This window comes from Stenotrophomonas sp. AS1, from assembly GCF_048957655.1.
Classification (GTDB): domain Bacteria; phylum Pseudomonadota; class Gammaproteobacteria; order Xanthomonadales; family Xanthomonadaceae; genus Stenotrophomonas; species Stenotrophomonas bentonitica_A.
In genome coordinates this window covers 177,905-195,036 of sequence record NZ_JARVXM010000004.1, presented here as the reverse complement: position 1 = coordinate 195,036, position 17,132 = coordinate 177,905, and the positions used below count along the sequence as shown (strand labels likewise).

The 17,132-nt window shown below is 68.1% G+C and carries 14 protein-coding genes; 13 read left to right on the top strand and 1 reads right to left on the bottom strand.

The window, feature by feature from the left end; genetic code table 11:
- The first annotated feature begins 16 nt into the window (after window positions 1-16).
- The 8 genes from mreC to PV764_RS08105 all read left to right on the top strand — a co-directional run bounded on the left by mreC (window position 17) and on the right by PV764_RS08105 (window position 10,481).
- Window positions 17-1,180 carry a rod shape-determining protein MreC gene (gene mreC, locus PV764_RS08140; RefSeq protein WP_421116426.1) on the top strand — a complete coding sequence of 388 codons (1,164 nt, stop codon included), beginning with the start codon at window positions 17-19 and terminating at the stop codon, window positions 1,178-1,180.
- Window positions 1,177-1,662, top strand: a complete 486-nt coding sequence (mreD, locus tag PV764_RS08135; RefSeq protein WP_019186042.1) for a rod shape-determining protein MreD — start codon at window positions 1,177-1,179, stop codon at window positions 1,660-1,662. The genes mreC and mreD overlap by 4 nt, the downstream gene beginning before the upstream one ends.
- Window position 1,663: 1 nt before the next feature.
- Window positions 1,664-3,724, top strand: a complete 2,061-nt coding sequence (gene mrdA / locus PV764_RS08130) for a penicillin-binding protein 2 (RefSeq protein ID WP_421116425.1) — start codon at window positions 1,664-1,666, stop codon at window positions 3,722-3,724.
- Window positions 3,721-4,833 carry a rod shape-determining protein RodA gene (rodA, locus tag PV764_RS08125; protein WP_019186040.1) on the top strand — a complete coding sequence of 371 codons (1,113 nt, stop codon included), beginning with the start codon at window positions 3,721-3,723 and terminating at the stop codon, window positions 4,831-4,833. The genes mrdA and rodA (PV764_RS08125) overlap by 4 nt, the downstream gene beginning before the upstream one ends.
- 166 nt (window positions 4,834-4,999) lie before the next feature.
- Complete coding sequence (rodA, locus tag PV764_RS08120; RefSeq protein WP_070425955.1) at window positions 5,000-6,100, top strand: rod shape-determining protein RodA; 1,101 nt, start codon at window positions 5,000-5,002, stop codon at window positions 6,098-6,100.
- A gap of 598 nt (window positions 6,101-6,698) precedes the next feature.
- The gene (gene mltB / locus PV764_RS08115) at window positions 6,699-7,844 is read left to right on the top strand and encodes a lytic murein transglycosylase B (RefSeq protein WP_261997309.1); all 1,146 of its coding nucleotides are present in this window, start codon (window positions 6,699-6,701) and stop codon (window positions 7,842-7,844) included.
- On the top strand, window positions 7,841-9,157 hold the full coding sequence (locus PV764_RS08110; RefSeq protein WP_019186037.1) for a septal ring lytic transglycosylase RlpA family protein: 1,317 nt from the start codon (window positions 7,841-7,843) through the stop codon (window positions 9,155-9,157). Before mltB ends, PV764_RS08110 begins: the two co-directional genes overlap by 4 nt.
- Before the next feature lie 106 nt (window positions 9,158-9,263).
- Window positions 9,264-10,481, top strand: a complete 1,218-nt coding sequence (locus PV764_RS08105; protein ID WP_070471949.1) for a D-alanyl-D-alanine carboxypeptidase family protein — start codon at window positions 9,264-9,266, stop codon at window positions 10,479-10,481.
- A 207-nt stretch (window positions 10,482-10,688) separates the two neighbouring features.
- Here the strand turns inward: PV764_RS08105 and PV764_RS08100 are convergent, their stop codons facing one another.
- On the bottom strand, window positions 10,689-11,753 hold the full coding sequence (locus tag PV764_RS08100) for a lipid A deacylase LpxR family protein (protein ID WP_284128760.1): 1,065 nt from the start codon (window positions 11,751-11,753) through the stop codon (window positions 10,689-10,691).
- 193 nt (window positions 11,754-11,946) lie between these two features.
- Between PV764_RS08100 and PV764_RS08095 the strand changes: the two genes are divergently transcribed.
- The 5 genes from PV764_RS08095 (at window position 11,947) to PV764_RS08075 (ending at window position 17,123) form a co-directional block, all read left to right on the top strand.
- The gene (locus tag PV764_RS08095) at window positions 11,947-12,225 is read left to right on the top strand and encodes a DUF493 family protein (RefSeq protein WP_019186034.1); all 279 of its coding nucleotides are present in this window, start codon (window positions 11,947-11,949) and stop codon (window positions 12,223-12,225) included.
- The gene (gene lipB / locus PV764_RS08090) at window positions 12,213-12,920 is read left to right on the top strand and encodes a lipoyl(octanoyl) transferase LipB (protein WP_284128763.1); all 708 of its coding nucleotides are present in this window, start codon (window positions 12,213-12,215) and stop codon (window positions 12,918-12,920) included. Before PV764_RS08095 ends, lipB begins: the two co-directional genes overlap by 13 nt.
- Before the next feature lie 18 nt (window positions 12,921-12,938).
- Window positions 12,939-13,952 (top strand): lipoyl synthase, encoded by a 1,014-nt coding sequence (lipA, locus tag PV764_RS08085; protein WP_019186032.1) that lies wholly within the window; start codon window positions 12,939-12,941, stop codon window positions 13,950-13,952.
- A gap of 238 nt (window positions 13,953-14,190) precedes the next feature.
- Window positions 14,191-16,368: a carboxy terminal-processing peptidase gene (locus tag PV764_RS08080; protein ID WP_421116424.1), complete on the top strand. Its 2,178-nt coding sequence runs from the start codon at window positions 14,191-14,193 to the stop codon at window positions 16,366-16,368.
- 128 nt (window positions 16,369-16,496) lie between these two features.
- Entirely contained in the window at window positions 16,497-17,123 is a 627-nt protein-coding gene (locus PV764_RS08075; RefSeq protein ID WP_070425951.1) for a DUF2242 domain-containing protein, read from the top strand.
- Window positions 17,124-17,132: the final 9 nt, after the last annotated feature.

The following is a 17,132-nucleotide window of genomic DNA, read 5'->3' as shown; positions in this document are numbered from 1 at the left end:
TTCCCAGTCGACGCCTGTGCCGCCTTACGCCGGTCCTCCCGTAGCCTCCCGCCAGGGCGATGCCGCCAGTCCGCTGCGCCTGCTCGCTTACCTGGCCCTGGCCATCACCCTGATCGTGCTCGATGACCAGGCCGGCTGGCTGTCGCGCCTGCGCGCGCAGGCCAACGTGCTGGTGCAGCCGGTGTGGGCGCTGGCCGGCCTGCCGGGCCGGCTCGGCACCCAGGTCAAGGACAATGCGGCCAGCCACGGCCAGCTGGTCAGCGAGAACCGCGAGCTGCGCAACCAGCTGCTTATCGCCAACGCGCGCCTGACCCGGCTGCAGACCGCCGCGCTGGACAACGCCCAGCTGCGCGAACTGCTCAACGTGGCCGAGCGCAGTGGCCTGGATGTGCAGCTCGCGCCGATCCTGGATATCGACCTGGACCCGGTGCGCCAGCGCCTGGTGTTGGCGGCCGGCACCCGCGATGGCGTGCATGTCGGCCAGGCGGTGATCGACGCCGGCGGCCTGATGGGCCAGGTGATCGCCACCACCGGCAACAGCGCGACCGTGCTGCTGCTCACCGACCCCGACCATGCCGTGCCGGTGACCGTGGCCCGCAACGGCGTGCGGCTGATCGTCTACGGCCGCGGCGACAAGCTGGAACTGCGTGACATCCCGCTCAGTGCCGGGGTGGAAGTCGGCGATGAGATCGTCACCTCCGGGCTGGGCGGTCGTTTCCCGGCCGGCTTCCCGGTCGGCAGCATCACCGCCCTGCGTCCGGATGACACCCATGCCTTCCTGGTCGGCGAACTGAAGCCGGCCGCCCAGCTGGACCGTGGCCGCGACGTGCTGCTGCTGCGCCCGGGTGAAGCAATCCACCTGCCGCCGAACCTGCGCCGCGACGCCGGGGAAGCCGGTGGCCCGGCCGCCGCGCCGCTGCAGGAGGGCACGCCGGCCGGCACCGCCGCGCCGTTGCAGGAGGGCACGCCGGCCGGCACCGCCGCGCCGGCCAGTACCACCCCGGCGGGTTCATCCCCGGCCACGACGGCACCTGCGGCGGCGCCGGCCAATGCACCACAGGCCAACCGGCCCGGTCCGGCCGCACCGGTACCGGTGACCGTTCCGCGCCGTGCCGCAGCCGAATCCACGGTAGTGCCGAGCCATGCTCGGCAGGCCGAACCCGTGGAGAACCGGCCATGAGCCGCCTGCGCGACAAACCCTGGGTGCTGCCGGTCAGTCTGGTGGTAGCGCTGCTGCTCGGCCTGCTGCCGTTGCCGGCCCTGCTGCAGCCGCTGCGGCCGTACTGGCTGGCGCTGGTGCTGGCCTACTGGGTGATTGAAACGCCGGACCGGGTCGGGCTGGGCATCGCCTTCGCCAGCGGCGTGATCGCCGATCTGCTGTATGGCGGCGTGCTGGGCGAGCAGGCGCTGCGGCTGGTGATCCTGACCTTCATCCTGCAGCGCTTCCGCGCGCGGATCCGCTTCTTCCCGATGTCCCAGCAGATCCTGGCGATCGGCGGGCTGCTGTTCAACGACCGCATCGTCAGCGCGGTGGTGCACATCGTGGTGGGCGAGCCGACCCTGCCGTGGTCGTACTGGTGGGCGCCGCTGCTGGGCATGGCGCTGTGGCCGCTGGTGTTCGTGCTGCTGGACGCGCTGCGCTTCGGGCGACGCGGGCGCTGACATGTACATGCGCCGCCAGGCCAAGAATCCGCATGCCGAGGCAGAACAGTTCCGGCGCCGCGCCGCGCTGGGCTTCCTCGGCGTACTGGTATGCCTGATCGGGCTGGGCGGCTGGTACTTCAAGCTGCAGGTGATGGACCACGACATCTACGCCACGCGCTCGGAGGCCAACCGGATCAAGCCGCGGCCGGTGGTGCCCGGGCGCGGGATGATCTACGACCGCAACGGTCGGCTGCTGGCCGAGAACGTGCCGGCGTTCCGCCTGGACATCACCCCGGACAAGGTCAAGGACATGGACGCCACCCTGGCCGGCCTGTCCAGGATCCTCGCGCTCAGCCCGGAAGACATCGAGACCTTCAACAAGTCGCGCAAGGCGCGCCGTAGTTTCCTGCCGGTCACGCTCAAGCTGCGTGTCACCGATGAGGAGATGGCGCGCTTTGCGGTGGACCGCTGGCGCTTCCCCGGCGTGGAGCTGGAGCCGTACCTGACCCGCCGCTATCCCTATGGCGATCTGTTCGCGCACATCATTGGCTACGTCGGCCGGGTGGATGACAAAGACCTGGAGATGCTGGGCGAGGGCAATGCCGCACTGACCCACATCGGCAAGTCCGGGCTGGAGCGCTATTACGAGCAGCAGCTGCGCGGCAAGGTCGGTTACGAGCAGGTCGAGACCAACGTGCAGGGCCGCGCGATCCGCACCATCGGCCGGGTCGCGGCGCAGTCCGGCAGCGATCTGCGGCTGTCCATCGACGCCGATCTGCAGCGCGCGATGGTCGCCGCCTTCGGCGAGTTCGAAGGCGCAGCGGTGGCGATGGACCCGCGCACCGGCGAGGTGCTGGCGATGGTCAGCCTGCCCTCGTACGACCCCAACCTGTTCGTCAACGGCATCTCGCACGCCGATTTCAAGGCGCTCAACGACAACCCGTCGCGGCCGCAGTTCAACCGCCTGGTGCTGGGCGGCGTCGCGCCGGGCTCCACGATCAAGCCGTTGATCGGCCTGGCCGGGCTGGACAGTGGCGTGCGCCGGCCGGAGGACAAGATCCTCTCCACCGGCATGTTCTATCTGCCGGGCACCTCGCGCGGCTGGGGCGATGCCAACCGTGGCGGCCATGGCTGGACCGATCTGCGCAAGTCGATCACCCAGTCGGTCAACACGTACTACTACAAGCTCGCGCTGGATCTGGGCATCGAACGCTTCGACCACTACATGGGCTATTACGGGTTCGGTGCGCCGACCGGCATCGACCTGACCGGCGAGATCGGCGGCATCCTGCCTTCGCCGGCGGCCAAGTACAAATCGAGAAAAGAACGCTGGTATCCCGGCGACACGGTCAACGTCAGCATCGGCCAGGGCGACTGGAAGGTCACTCCGCTGCAGCTGGTGCATGGCGTGGCCGGGATCGCCGATGGCCACCTGCGCCAGCCGCACCTGGTGATGCAGCAGCGGGCCGGCTTCGACGCGGACTGGACCGCAACGCCGCCGGGCGAAAGCAAGCCGATCAGCCCCACGCCGAGCAATCTGCAGGCGGTGCGCGAGGGCATGATGGGCACCATGCAGCCGGGCGGCAGTGGTGCGCGTGCGGCCGCAGGCGCGCCGTATGTGATGGCCGGCAAGACCGGTACCGCGCAGGTGATCAGCCGCCGTGGCACCGCCGCGGTCAACCCGCGCAGCCTGCCACTGCACCTGCGCCACCGCGCACTGTTCGTCGGCTTCGCGCCGGCCGACAACCCGGTCATCGCGGTGGCGATCGCGGTCGAGGGCGGTGGTTACGGCGGCTCGGCGGCGGCACCGATCGCACGCAAGATTTTCGATGCCTGGCTGCTCGGCAAGATGCCCGACGGCCTGGAACCGCTGGACAGCGAGCGCGGCACGACCGCGATCGGCATCACCGCCTTCGATGGTGGTGATGGCGCGGCCCGCGAGGCCGGCGATGCCGCCGTCGCTGCGCTGGAGCTGCTGCCGGTCGTGGTGGGCGTGCCTGCGCCTGTGCCGGAACCCGGCGCGCCCGTGCCCGTGCCCAGTGCCACCGCGCCCCCGACCGCACCGGAGCGGCCACGATGAAGGTCTTCCTGCGCTGGGCGGTCGATATGGCCGTCCGCTTCAGCAGCTCGCTGGACTGGGTGCTTTGCCTGGCATTGGGCGCGCTGATGCTGATCGGCCTGGCGGTGCTCAAGAGCGCCGGTGGCGACGGCCTGGTGTTCGCGCAGGGCGCGCGTTTCGCGGTCGGCCTGGCCGCGATGTGGGCGATTTCGCGGGTCTCGATCCTGCGCATCCGCTCGGCCACGCCCCTGATCTACGCGGTGTCGATGATTCCGCTGCTGGCCGTGTTCGTGCTCGGCACCGGCAAGTACGGCCGGCAGTGGCTGGATCTGAAACTGTTCTACCTGCAGCCGGCCGAGCTGCTCAAGGTCAGCCTGCCGATGATGGTGGCCTGGTACCTGCATCGCATGCCGCTGCCGCCACGTTTCTCCACGGTGCTGACCAGTGCGGTGATCATCGGCGTGCCGACCGGGCTGGTGATGCTGCAGCCGGATTTCGGCACCGGCGTGCTGATCGCCGCCAGTGGCGCGTTCGTGCTGCTGCTGGCCGGGCTGCCGTGGTGGTGGGTGGGCGTGGCGGTCGGCGGGGTCGCCGCGGCCGCGCCGGTGGCCTGGTTCTGGCTGCTGCGCCCGTACCAGAAGGACCGCATCATGATGTTCATGGACCCGGAGAGCGATGCGCTCGGCGCGGGCTGGAACATCATCCAGTCCAAGATCGCGATCGGCTCGGGCGGCTTCGATGGCAAGGGCTGGGGCCAGGGCTCGCAGTCGCACCTGAACTTCATTCCCGAACAGACCACCGACTTCGCCTTCTCCGTGCTCAGCGAGGAGTTCGGCTGGATCGGCGTGGCCATCGTGCTCGCCCTGTACCTGGTGGTGATCGGGCGCTGCCTGTGGATCGCCTCGCAGTCGCGCGATACCTATTCACGGCTGCTGGCCGGCGCGACCGGGCTGGCGTTCTTCGTCTATGTGCTGGTCAACGGCGGCATGATTTCCGGTTTGTTGCCGGTGGTGGGCGTGCCGATGCCCTTGATCAGTTACGGCGGCACCTCGGCGGTATCGCTGCTGGCCGGCTTCGGCCTGGTGATGGCCGTGCGTCGCCACAATCCGGTGCACGGCGGCTACGGCTGAGTGCGCGCGATGCGTACGCCGCGCACCGGCGGTACGTGTCGGCTAAGGATTGGGGTGCCCACGCGTGTTACGGTCCTGCGCTCGCGCCGGCCCGCACCGCGGGTCCGCTTTCTGTTCGCCGTGTCGCCTCCTGCTGTGCGTCGCGTCATCCACAGGAGTCGTCCGCATGGTCGAACTACTGCAGCGCGCACGCGCCGTGTTCCATTTCTTCTTCCGCACGCTGGATCTGCCGCTGCTGGGCGCCTTGTGCCTGCTGATGGTGGCCGGCCTGGCCGTGCTGCACAGCGTGGACGGGCCCGTGCATGCGCAGGCGATGCGCTACGGCGCCGGGCTTGCCGCCCTGTGGGGGCTGTCGCGGCTGCCGGTGGTGGAACTGCGCGCGTGGTCGCCGTGGATCTACACCCTGTCCCTGCTGCCGCTGCTGGCGGTGTATGTGGTGGGCACCGGCAAATACGGCCAGCGCTGGTTGAACCTGGGCGTGTTCTACCTGCAGCCCTCCGAGCTGCTCAAGCTGAGCCTGCCGATGATGATGGCCTGGTACCTGCACAAACAGCCGTTGCCGCCGCGGCCGCGTGCGGTGCTCACCGCCGCGGTGCTGATCGGTGGCCCCGCCGTGCTGATCCTGCTGCAGCCCAACCTCGGCACGGCCACGCTGGTGACCGCCAGCGGGGTGTTCGCGCTGCTGTTGGCGGGTCTGCGCTGGTGGTGGATGGCCGTGGCCCTGGGCGGGCTGTCGGTTGCTGCGCCGCTGGCCTGGTTCGGGCTGCTGCGCCAGTACCAGAAGGATCGCGTGCTGACCTTCCTGTACCCGGAGAACGATCCGCTGGGCACCGGCTGGAACATCATCCAGTCCAAGATCGCGATCGGCTCGGGCGGCATGCACGGCAAAGGCTGGGGGCAGGGGACCCAGGCCACGCTGGATTTCCTGCCCGAGTACACCACCGACTTCGCCTTCTCGGTGCTGGCCGAGGAGTTCGGCTGGGTCGGCGTGGCGGTGGTGCTCAGCCTGTTCCTGTTCGTCACCGCGCGCTGCCTGTGGATCGCCAGCCAATCGCGCTGTGGCTACTCGCGCCTGTTGGTGGGTACCACCGGCCTGGTGTTCTTCGTCTATGTGCTGGTCAACGGCGGCATGATCTCCGGCCTGCTGCCGGTGGTGGGCGTGCCGATGCCGCTGATCAGCTATGGCGGCACCTCGGCGGTCTCGCTGCTGGCCAGTTTCGGGCTGGTCATGGCCGCACGACAGCACCAGCCGGTGCATGCCACATGAGCGAGGTTTGCGCAGCCGTTGCGCGGGCACCCATGGGGAAACGGTTTCAGGTGCACACGTTGTCAACGCGCGCGGGCAAAAGTGAGAAGTGGCGCACAGATATGAAGTGACTTGATCTCGATCAATGGACTTGTCGTAAACGGCCTGCACAATGGCGGCCCGCCAACAACGACGCGCTGAGCCAAGCATCGCGGAGGGGGAGTCTGGCGGGGAGTAGTTGACCTCACAGGCAGAGGGGCGAAGCGCGCGCTGGGGAGATGCGCGCCGCGCCGCTGCCGATCAGGTCCGGTTTGGCCGGTTGCGTCTGCGGGGATGGGGACGCAACCGGCGAACCTCTTGTGGCGTCCCTACCAACCTCCAAAAGTGAGACGTGCGTTGCGAGGCAGCCCTTGCTGGGCTGCCCCGGCCGCCTGGTGGCGGGCCGTGCCGCACACCGGTACCGCCGCGATCGTGGCGCCCCCTGCAGCAACACATGAATGGGCGCCGGTCATGCGCCTGTCTACACACGGCCTTAACGGCCGTGGAGAAACTCGGGCAATCCGTTGAGATTCATGGTCTTAGGGGTTTTAATTCATCCATGACCTGCTAACCTGCCGCGATGATTCGACGCTCCCTGGCCTGCATGCTCACGCTCGGTTTGGTCGCTTGTGCGACCCAGCCGCAGACTCCTTCACCGACGCCGCAGGCCTCGGGTGTTCCCGTCACGCCGGCCCCGGGCAGCAAGGGTCCGGCCGAAGCTGCCCCGGAGGCAGCCGGAGCCAACGCCGCCCCGGTGGATCTGACCCCGGTGCCCTTCGAGGTGGCCCGCGCCAACTTCGTGCGCGATACCGCCGCCCGTTACGGCATTCCGGCCGCGCAGATCGAGGCGACACTGGCCCAGGCGCAGATCCGTGATCCGATCATCGCCGCGATGTCGCGCCCGGCCGAGCGGGTCAAACCGTGGAACGAGTACCGGCCGATGTTCATCAGCCAGGCGCGGATCGAGGGCGGAAAGAAATTCCTCGCCCAGCACCGCGATGAGTTGATGCGCGTGCAGCAGCGCACCGGCGTCCCGGCCGAGGTGATCGTGGCGATCATCGGCGTGGAAACCAGCTACGGCGGCAATACCGGCAACTACCGCGTGCTCGATGCGCTGTACACACTGGCCTTCAAGTACCCGCGCAGCGGCGACCCGGCCAAGCTTGAACGTGAAGTGCGCCGCGAGCTGTTCTTCCGCGACGAGCTGTCGCGCCTGTTCGCGCTGACCCGCGATGAAAAGCTGGACATCACCGCGATCAAGGGCAGCTACGCCGGCGCGATGGGCATGGGCCAGTTCATGCCCTCCAGCTATCTGGACTATGCGGTGGACGGCAACGGCGATGGCCGCCGCGATCTGTTCAACAGCTACGACGACGTGTTCTCGTCGATCGCCAATTACTTCGTCAAGAAGGGCGGTTGGGTCCGTGGTGGCCCGGTGGCCGTGCCGGCCACGCTGCAGGCCGGTCGCGAGGAATTCAATCCGACCGAATGGGCGCCGACCTGGACGCTGTCGCAGCTGGCCCAGCGCGGGTACCAGCCCAGCGTGCCGGTCGCCGCGGGCCTGACCGCCACCCCGATCACCCTGGAAGGCAGCACCGGCAAGCAGTACTGGCTGGGCTTCCAGAACTACTACGCCATTACCCGCTACAACCTCTCGAAAATGTATGCGATGGCCGTGTACCAGCTGTCCCAGGCCATTGCTGGACAGGAGTTGCCGCCGGCATGAACACGATCGCACGCTCCAGATGGCTGATCCCGGGTCTGTTGATACTGGCACTGGCCGCCTGCAGCAGTGCGCCGAAGAAACCCGGTGCCAGTAGCGCCGGCAGCAGCAAGCCGTCCGCCGCGGTGGTGCAGGGCAAGGGCGGGCGTCCGGCGCATTGCCCGGAAGGCTCTCCCTACAAGGCGGCTGCTGAAGATCCCAGCACGCGCGGCGATTACCGCGCCGGCGGTCTGTACAAGCCGGGCGTAAATGACAGTACCCCCACCTACATCCCGAACGTGGCCTGCATCCCCGAGCCGGAAGTGGTCGATCTGCCGCGCTCGCCGATCGGCAACAAATCGCCGTACGTCGTGCTGGGCAAGCAGTACCAGGTGATGGACAAGACCCGCGGCTACGCCGAGAAGGGCACTGCTTCCTACTATGGCGCCAAGTTCCACGGCCGCCTGACTTCCAACCGCGAGGTGTACGACATGTACGCCTTCACCGCCGCGCACAAGACACTGCCGCTGCCGAGCTTTGCCCGGGTGACCAACCTGGACAACGGCGAATCGGTGATCGTGCGCGTCAACGATCGCGGCCCGTTCCACGATGGGCGCGTGGTCGATCTCAGTTATGCCGCCGCCGTGCGCCTGGGCATCACCCAGCGCGGCACCGGCAACGTGGAGGTGCGTGCGCTGGCACCGGGGGATGACAACCTGATGGTTGACAAGCCCAGCCGCCGCGAACGCCGCGAGGTCGCCGCCGCTGCGGCTGCCGCCGCCTCCGCGCCCGCCGCTGCCGTGCGCAGTGCGAGCGAGATGGATGCGCTGGTCGGCAAGCTGCCGGCCGCCACGGCGACCGCCGCTGCCAAACCGGCCGGCGAGAAGTACCGCTACCGCGTGGCCGATTCGGCCAAGCCGGGCAACGCCGACAACTTTGATCACTGGATGCGCGACAACGGTGTGCGCGTTGCCACCGGCAAGCCCGCCACCACCCAGGCTGCCAGCGTCAACAGTGCGCCGGTGGCGGTGGCCGCATTGCCCGCCGCCGCACCCGCGGCGCGTCCGGCACCGGCCCCCGGTGCAACGCTTTCCCAGCAGGTGCTCGGCAGCGTGCTGCTGCAGGTCGCCAGCTTCGCCAGCCGTGACAACGCCACCCGCGCGCTCGGCCAGCTGTCCTCGGCGGGCATCGCCGGGGCCAGCATCAGCGACATCGTCAGTGGCGGGCGCACCCTGTGGCGCCTGCGCGTGCCGGCCCCCGACCATGCCAGCGCCTCGGAACTTGCCGGCCGGATTGCCGGTCTGGGCTTCGGGGCGCCGCAGATCGTGAAGGACTGAGCCTTCCACTGCCCGCGGCACGCCAGCGCGTGCCGCCGCTCCTTGGGCCTACAATGCCCGTTATCCCTCATCCACCCCTTGGCGCCCTCCAGGAGCTTGCTGTCCGATGAAATTCCGCTTTGCCGCCGCTGCCATGGCCACGACCCTGTTCGTGGGCATGGTTTCCGCCCAGACCCCTGCGCCGACCCCGGCACCGGCGCCTGCTCCCGCCGCCGCCGCTCCGGCCACCGTGGCGACCCCGCCGGCCCCCAAGCCCAGCGTCTCCAAGGCCTGGATCCTGATGGATTACGCCACCGGGCAGGTCCTGGCCGGTGAAAACGTGCACGAACAACTGGCCCCGGCCAGCATCACCAAGGTGATGACGTCGTATGTCGTGGCCGCCGAGGTCAAGAACGGCAAGGTCCGCACCGACGACCAGGTGATGATGAGCGAGCGCGCCTGGCGCGAGGGCGGCGCCGGCACCGACGGCAGCTACAGCGGCTTCCCGGTCAACCAGACCGCACGCCTGGAAGACATGGAAAAGGGCATGGCGATCCAGTCCGGCAACGATGCCGCGATCGCCCTGGCCGAACACGTGGCCGGCAGCGAAGAGGCCTTCGCCTCGCTGATGAACAGCTACGCCGCCAAGATCGGCATGAAGGATTCCCACTTCGTCAACGCCCACGGCCTGAGCGCCCCGGGCCACCACACCACCGCGTACGACCTGGCCCTGCTGGGCCGCGCGATGGTGCGTGACTATCCGGAAACCTACGCCTACAACAAGGTGAAGGAATTCACCGTCGGCAACATCACCCAGCCCAACCGCAACCTGCTGCTGTGGCGCGACCAGAGCGTGGACGGCATCAAGACCGGCCATACCTCCGAAGCCGGCTACTGCCTGATGAGCTCGGCCCAGCGGGGTGACCAGCGCCTGGTCGCCGTGGTGCTCGGTGGCGGCTCGGAAAAGCAGCGCGCCGATGACAGCCTGGCGCTGCTCAACTGGGGCTTCCGCTTCTTCGAAACCCACCGCATGTACGAGCCGGGCAAGGTCGTGGCCGAGCACAAGGTGTGGAAGGGCAAGACCGACAAGCTGCAGCTGGGCGTGGCCCAGCCGATGCTGGTCAGCGTCCCGCGCGGCCGCTACAACGATCTCAAGCCGAGCATCGATGTGCCCAAGACCCTCGAAGCGCCGTTCACCGCCGGCCAGCAGGTTGGCACCCTGAAGGTGATGCTGGACAACCAGGTCGTCGCCCAGGCCCCGCTGGTGGCCGTGGCCGCCGTGGAAGAAGCCGGCTTCTTCAAGCGCCTGTGGGACAGCTTCTGGATGTGGTGGGAATCGGAGTAATCCGGTTCGACCGCACTGAAAAAAGACCGGCGAAAGCCGGTCTTTTTTTGGGGTGGGCGATGAGCCGACCAACGGTCGGCACCTACCAGGTGAACCGGTGCGGATCCGGGTAGTGCCGGCCGCTGGCCGGTTCTTGGCACACCGGGCTGGGGTCACGGGGTGCCGACCAACGGTCGGCAGCTACCCGCTTCACGATCAGTCGCTCGCTTACAGCGAGCGGCTGATCGTGAAGCTGCCGAACACCGGCGCCTCACGCTGCCCATCGAACTCGCGCGTGCTGTGGTAACGGGCCAGCGCGAACTTCCAGCGACCGCGCATCACCGCCAGCCCGTAACCGGCCGTCCCCACCACGTGGCGCTTGTCCACGCTGTGGCTGTTGCGGAAGGTATTGCCGTCCAGCGTGATATCGCGGATCACCCACGCCGCATCCGTGGTGGCGAACAGATGCCACGACCAGCCGCTCGGCTTGCCGCCGCGCGTCGGCGCAGTGTTCTCACCGGCCGGGCGCAGCGGCGTGCTGCCGAAATCGTCCGGCAACTTCCAACCAAAGCGCACCTCGCCACCGGCATTGAGGTGCGTGGCCAGATTGCCCACCGCGCCACCGTAGTGGCTGATCGCATCCCAGCCCCAGCCGCCCAGGTTCTCACTGGCGTCGGCCGGCCACCGCCGCATCCGCTCGTGCGTGAGCATGATCACCGGCTCGTTGTGCAGCTGGTTGTCCCAACCCTGGAACTTCTCATCGCCCAGCAGCTCGTGCACCGCGTTCTGGACTTCCTTGCCCTGGGCCCACGGCCCCACCACGCCCAACGCCAGCTGCGTGGTCTGCAACCGGTCGCCGCGACGCGCGTTGTAACCGAAGCTGCCGATCAGCACGCCCGCATACGGCCGGTCGTCCTCGATCAGGTCCTTCCGGGTGAAATCGGTGGGGGTGAAGATGCCCTGGGCCAGGCTGAAGATCATGTTCTGCTGTTCGTACTCGCCCGGATGCAGCCGCTCCAGGTGGCTGTTGACCCAGCGCGCCAGGCGCGGCAGGCACGGGTCATCGGTGTAATCGACCAGATTCGGCGAGACGAAGGTGATCTGGGCGCCGTTGGTATAGCCCTGGTCCTGGTCCTTGCCACCGAAGAGGTCGTTGTCGACGCGGAAATTGACCTGCGGCGGGTGCTCGCGCATCGCATCGGGCCCGCATTGAGTGGCGGCGTGGGCGGCAGGCGCGGCCAGGGCCAGGACGCCGGCGAGTGCGGCCGGCAGCGCAAAGGGCTTCAGAGACATGGGATACCAGACGGGGATTTATTCTTTCTTAAGCCGGCACAGCGTAATCAGAGCGTGATGTCGTGAACAGCACTGCGCACGCACTGCTGCGTATCAGTGGCGATACAGACGTTTTCACGGGCCGTTCGGCGCCGCTGTGCGCACGATCAAGCAGCGCTTGGGTTCGGGCGCAGGCATCCCCATAATCCCGGTCATGGAGATCAAGTCTGACAACCCCGACCACGGCTTCCAGTTTCCCGGCCAGTTCGAACTCAGCGCCATGGGCGCGGCCGGCAAGGACCTGGAACGCGAACTGCCGCGCCTGCTCGAGCTGGCCGGCGTGGATGTGCTGAGCGAGCGCATCAGCTGGAAACACTCGTCCAACGGCAAGTATGTGTCGGTGCGGCTGGTGTTCAAGGCGGATAACCGCGACCAGTACGACGCCGCCCACAACGCCCTGCGCGACCACCCGGAAGTGAAGTGGACGCTGTAACCAGCTGCGCCGCCGCTGCGGCCCCGGGTAACCGGGCGCCGCAACCGGCCATTGTGCGCGACCTCGGCCGCCAGCCCTATGCCCCGGTCTGGCACGCGATGCAGCGCTTCACCGATGCCCGCACCGAGGACACCCCCGACGAGCTGTGGGTGGTCGAGCACGACCCGGTGTTCACCCTGGGCCAGGCCGGCAAGGACGAGCACGTGCTCGCCCCCGGCGATATTCCCGTTCTGCATGTCGACCGTGGCGGTCAGGTGACCTACCACGGCCCCGGCCAGCTGGTGATCTACCCGCTGCTGCAGCTGCGGCGGCTCGGGATCGGCGTGCGCGACTACGTCTGCCGCATCGAGCAGGCCATCATCGACACCCTCGGCGAGTGGAACATCGGCGCCGAGCGCCTGGAGGGCGCGCCCGGGGTCTACGTGGGCGGGGCCAAGGTCGCCGCCCTGGGCATCCGCGTCCGCCGCGGCTGTACCTTCCATGGCCTGTCCTTCAATGTGGCCATGGACCTGGAACCGTTCCGCCGGATCAACCCCTGTGGCTATCAAGGGCTGCAGGTGACCTCGGTGGTAGACTTGGGGGGACCGTCCGGCATGGCGGCCGTCACGCCGGTGCTGCTGGGCCATCTGGCCCGCCAGTTCGGCCTGGCCCTCGAGCCGGCCGCTGAATTACCCGATTTGACTGACGCGGCGTGAACGCCGCCGACCAAGGCCATGACTGAAACCACCGCTCGCATCATTCCCCTGCAGGTCGTGCAGGGCGACACGCCGTCCGCCGCCCCGTTGCAGACGGGCGTCAAACAGATCGGCGGTGACAAGATCGGCCGCTCCCCGGTGCAGTTCGCCGACGTGCCGGTGCTGCGCAAGCCGTCGTGGATCCGCGTGCGGATTCCCTCCGGCAACGCCGTGCAGAACCTCAAGGCCAAGCTGCGCGAAAACCGCCTGGTCACGGTCTGCGAGGAAGCCAGCTGCCCCAACATCCACGAGTGCTTCAGCCACGGCACCGCGACCTTCATGATCCTCGGCGAGGTCTGCACCCGCCGTTGCTCGTTCTGCGACGTCGCCCACGGCCGGCCCAAGCCGCCGGATGCCAACGAGCCGGCCAGCCTGTCCCAGACGGTGGCCGACATGGGCCTGAAGTATGTCGTGGTGACCAGCGTGGACCGCGATGACCTGCGCGACGGCGGTGCCCAGCACTTCGCCGACTGCATCGGTGCCATCCGTGCCAAGTCGCCCAACACCAAGATCGAAGTGCTGACCCCGGACTTCCGTGGCAAGGGCCGCATGGAGCGCGCGCTGGAGATCCTGGCGACCAACCCGCCGGACGTGTTCAACCACAACATCGAAACCGTGCCGGACCTGTACCGCAATGTGCGCCCGGGCGCGGACTACCAGTGGTCGCTCACCCTGCTCAAGAAGTTCAAGGCCCAGCACCCGGAGATCGCCACCAAGTCCGGCATCATGCTCGGCCTCGGCGAGACCCTGGAGCAGGTCCAGGCCACGCTGCGCGACCTGCGCGAGCACGATGTGGACATGATCACGATCGGCCAGTACCTGCAGCCGACCGCGCATCACCACCCGGTGCTGCGTTACTGGACCCCCGAGGAGTACAAGGCGCTGGAGGAGTACGGCAATGCGCTGGGCTTCAGCCACGTCGCCTCCGGTCCGATGGTGCGCTCGTCCTATCATGCCGACCGCCAGGCGGCCGACGCCGGCGTCGCCGGTTGATCCAGCGGGCCCTTCGGGGCCCGTTCTGCCAATCCACTCCGTCTTTCCCCGGCCGCGGCCCTGAACCGCGGATGGCCGCAGGCCTGTGCCTGCCTGCCGATCCCGCCGGTATTCACAAATTTCTCCAACGGCCTCGGTAGGCTGAAGGCCCCGGTGACAAACGCGGCAACTTTCGGCACTGTCGTGGTGTCTGTAATGCACGCAGTCTCTCCCTTGGCAAGGTGCCACGAGCTAGTCCATGAAATTCAAAGCCCCCGCATTCCTGATGGCCCTGGCGCTCACCGCGCCGATGGCACTGGCCGCCTACGCCGATTCGCCCGCGCTGCCTTCGGCGGCAACACCCGACCAGGTGACCACCTCCAAGCTGGTCTACGGGCTGCTGTCGGACAGCCGCTACGCATACCGGCCGCGCGCGCTGGATGCCGCGACCTCCAAGGACGTCTTCAAGCGCTATCTGGAATCGCTCGATAGCAGCAAGCAGTTCTTCACCCAGGCCGACATCACCCGCTTCGCCCCGTTCGAAGCCAACATCGCCACCGCCATCCGAGGCGGCGAGCTGGAGCCGGCGTTCCAGGTGTTCGCGGTCTACAAGCAGCGCGTGGGCGAGCGCGTCGGGTATGCGCGCAAGCTGCTCAAGCAGGACTTCGATTTCAGCACCGACGAAAAGTTCGAGTACGACCGCAAGGACGTGCCGTGGGCCGCGAGCAGCGCCGAACTGGACGATCTGTGGCGCAAGTCGGTCAAGAATGATTGGCTGCGCCTGAAACTGGCCGGCAAGCAGCCGGCCGAGATCCGCAAGACGCTGGACAAGCGTTACGCGACGCTGGAAAAGTCGGTCAATGAGTTGAAGGGCGAGGACGTGTTCCAGTTCTTCCTCAACGCCTACACCAGCGCCGTGGACCCGCACACGGATTACTTCACCCCGCGCACCGCCGAGAACTTCAACCAGGCGATGTCGCTGTCGCTGGAAGGCATCGGCGCGCAGCTGCAGCGCCAGGACGACATGGTGGTGATCCGCGAGGTCATCGCTGGCGGTCCGGCCGCGGTCAATGGCACGCTCAAGCCGGGCGACCGCATCGTCGGCGTCGGCCAGGGCAAGTCCGGTCCGCTGGAAGACGTGATCGGCTGGCGCATCGATGACGTGGTGGCCAAGATCCGTGGCAAGAGCGATACCCAGGTCCGCCTGGAATTCATCCCGGCCGAAGAAGGCGTGGACGGCAAGCACCACACCCTGGTGCTGACCCGCCAGAAGGTGCGCCTGGCCGAACAGGCCGCCAAGGGCGAGACCCTGACCATTCCGGCCAAGGATGGAGAGCCCGAGCGCAAGGTGGGCGTGATCAAGCTGCCCACCTTCTACCAGGACTTCGAAGGCCGCCGCCGCAATGCCGCGGACTACGCGTCGGCGACGCGCGACGTGGCCAAGCTGCTGGCCGGCTTCAAGGCCGACAAGCTCGACGGCGTGGTGCTGGACCTGCGCAACAACGGCGGTGGCTCGCTGGATGAAGCGATCGAACTGACCGGTCTGTTCATCGAACAGGGCCCGGTGGTCCAGGTCCGTGAATCCGGTGGCCGCGTCACCGTCAACAGCGACCGCAGCGAAGTGGTCGCGTGGGATGGCCCGCTGGCCGTGCTGATCAACCGCGGTTCGGCCTCGGCCTCGGAGATCTTCGCCGGCGCCATCCAGGATTACGGCCGTGGCCTGGTGATCGGTGAGACCACCTTCGGCAAGGGCACCGTGCAGAACATCGTCGATCTGGACCGGTGGCCGAGTGGCGAGACCCAGCGCTTCGGCCAGGTCAAGCTGACCATCGCCCAGTTCTTCCGCGTCAGCGGCAGCAGCACCCAGCACAAGGGCGTGGTGCCCGATCTGGTCTTCCCGGCCAGCGTGGACGCCAGCGAGTACGGCGAAAGCACCTACGACAACGCGCTGCCGTGGACCCGCATCGCCGCGGTGCCGCACACCCAGTACGGCAACTTCGGCCCGCTGCTGCCCAAGCTGGAAAGCCGCCACGACACGCGTATCGCCGCCGACAAGGAGTTCCAGTGGTGGAACGAGGATGTCGAGCAGTTCCGTGCGGAGAAGGCCAAGAAGTACATCTCGCTCAACGAGGCCGAGCGCCGCGCCGAGCGTGAGAAGCAGGACAAGCAGCGCACCGATCGCCAGGCGATCCGCAAGCAGCTGGGCCTGGATCTGGACCCGCTGGCCGACGACAGCAATGACGACGGGCTGACCGGCAACGAACGCGACATCGTCAAGGATGCCGCCCGCGAGAAGGCCGCCGAAAAGCGCCCGGATCCGCTGCTGCGCGAGTCGGCGGCGATCCTGGCCGATGCGGTGAACCTGCTCGAGGCCGACCGCCCGCTGTCGGCCCAGGTCCTGCCACAGTCGACTGCCGTGGGCCGCTGGGCGGACTGAACGCCGGCCGCCACCAGCTGAACAGGTGACAACTCCACAGGCCGCCCTTCGGGGCGGCCTGTGCGTATCCACCTCCTGCCAACGCGCACGGGTCTATCCTTGGAGGCTGGATTTCCGCAGGAGCGGCCATGCGCTTTCGTCGTGTACGTTCGATCCCGCTGCTGGCGGTGTTCGCCGCCTTGACCGCCTGTGGCGGCCGCGCCGCCGACAGCACCCTGATCCGTGAGTCGTTCGACTCCGGCGATACCTATTCGCGCACGGTGCCCGGCCCGCCTGCCCAGGCCTGCGAGGCCGCCCGCCGCACCCTGCTCAGCCAGGGCTACGCGATCGCCCGCGCCGGTGATGATGCCGTGGAAGGCAACAAGAACTTCCAGCCCAGGGATGAAGAGCACGAGCAGCTGGTGCTGCGTATTTCGTGCGCGCCGCGCGGTGACCAGGCGCTGGTGTTCGTCAGCGCGGTGCAGGACCGCTACGCGTTGAAGAAAAGCCCGACCTCGGCCAGCGTCGGCGTCGGCGCGCTGGGCTCGGTCTCGCTGCCGTTCGGCAGCAATGACGACTCGCTGGTGAAAGTGGCCAGCAGCACCGTGCAGGACGCCACCTTCTATCGCCGCTTCTTCGAGCGCCTGCAGCAGTACCTGCCGGCAGCGGCCGTGCCCGAGCCCAGCCCGGCTGCCGCGCCGGCGACCGCCCCCGCTGCGGCGGTGGAGCCGACGCCAGCCACGGTGGTGAGCGATACCCCGGCCTCCCTGCGCTGAGCGGGCGGG

Excerpts from the sequence above, each read along its gene's own strand:
- PV764_RS08075 (WP_070425951.1), top strand. The coding sequence starts at position 16,497 with ATGCGCTTTCGTCGTGTACGTTCGATCCCGCTGCTGGCGGTGTTCGCC.
- rodA (WP_019186040.1), top strand. The coding sequence starts at position 3,721 with ATGAAGGTCTTCCTGCGCTGGGCGGTCGATATGGCCGTCCGCTTCAGC.
- PV764_RS08110 (WP_019186037.1), top strand. The coding sequence starts at position 7,841 with ATGAACACGATCGCACGCTCCAGATGGCTGATCCCGGGTCTGTTGATA.
- mreD (WP_019186042.1), top strand. The coding sequence starts at position 1,177 with ATGAGCCGCCTGCGCGACAAACCCTGGGTGCTGCCGGTCAGTCTGGTG.
- PV764_RS08105 (WP_070471949.1), top strand. The coding sequence starts at position 9,264 with ATGAAATTCCGCTTTGCCGCCGCTGCCATGGCCACGACCCTGTTCGTG.
- PV764_RS08080 (WP_421116424.1), top strand. The coding sequence starts at position 14,191 with ATGAAATTCAAAGCCCCCGCATTCCTGATGGCCCTGGCGCTCACCGCG.
- PV764_RS08095 (WP_019186034.1), top strand. The coding sequence starts at position 11,947 with ATGGAGATCAAGTCTGACAACCCCGACCACGGCTTCCAGTTTCCCGGC.
- mltB (WP_261997309.1), top strand. The coding sequence starts at position 6,699 with ATGATTCGACGCTCCCTGGCCTGCATGCTCACGCTCGGTTTGGTCGCT.
- mrdA (WP_421116425.1), top strand. The coding sequence starts at position 1,664 with ATGTACATGCGCCGCCAGGCCAAGAATCCGCATGCCGAGGCAGAACAG.
- PV764_RS08100 (WP_284128760.1), bottom strand. The coding sequence starts at position 11,753 with ATGTCTCTGAAGCCCTTTGCGCTGCCGGCCGCACTCGCCGGCGTCCTG.
- rodA (WP_070425955.1), top strand. The coding sequence starts at position 5,000 with ATGGTCGAACTACTGCAGCGCGCACGCGCCGTGTTCCATTTCTTCTTC.
- lipA (WP_019186032.1), top strand. The coding sequence starts at position 12,939 with ATGACTGAAACCACCGCTCGCATCATTCCCCTGCAGGTCGTGCAGGGC.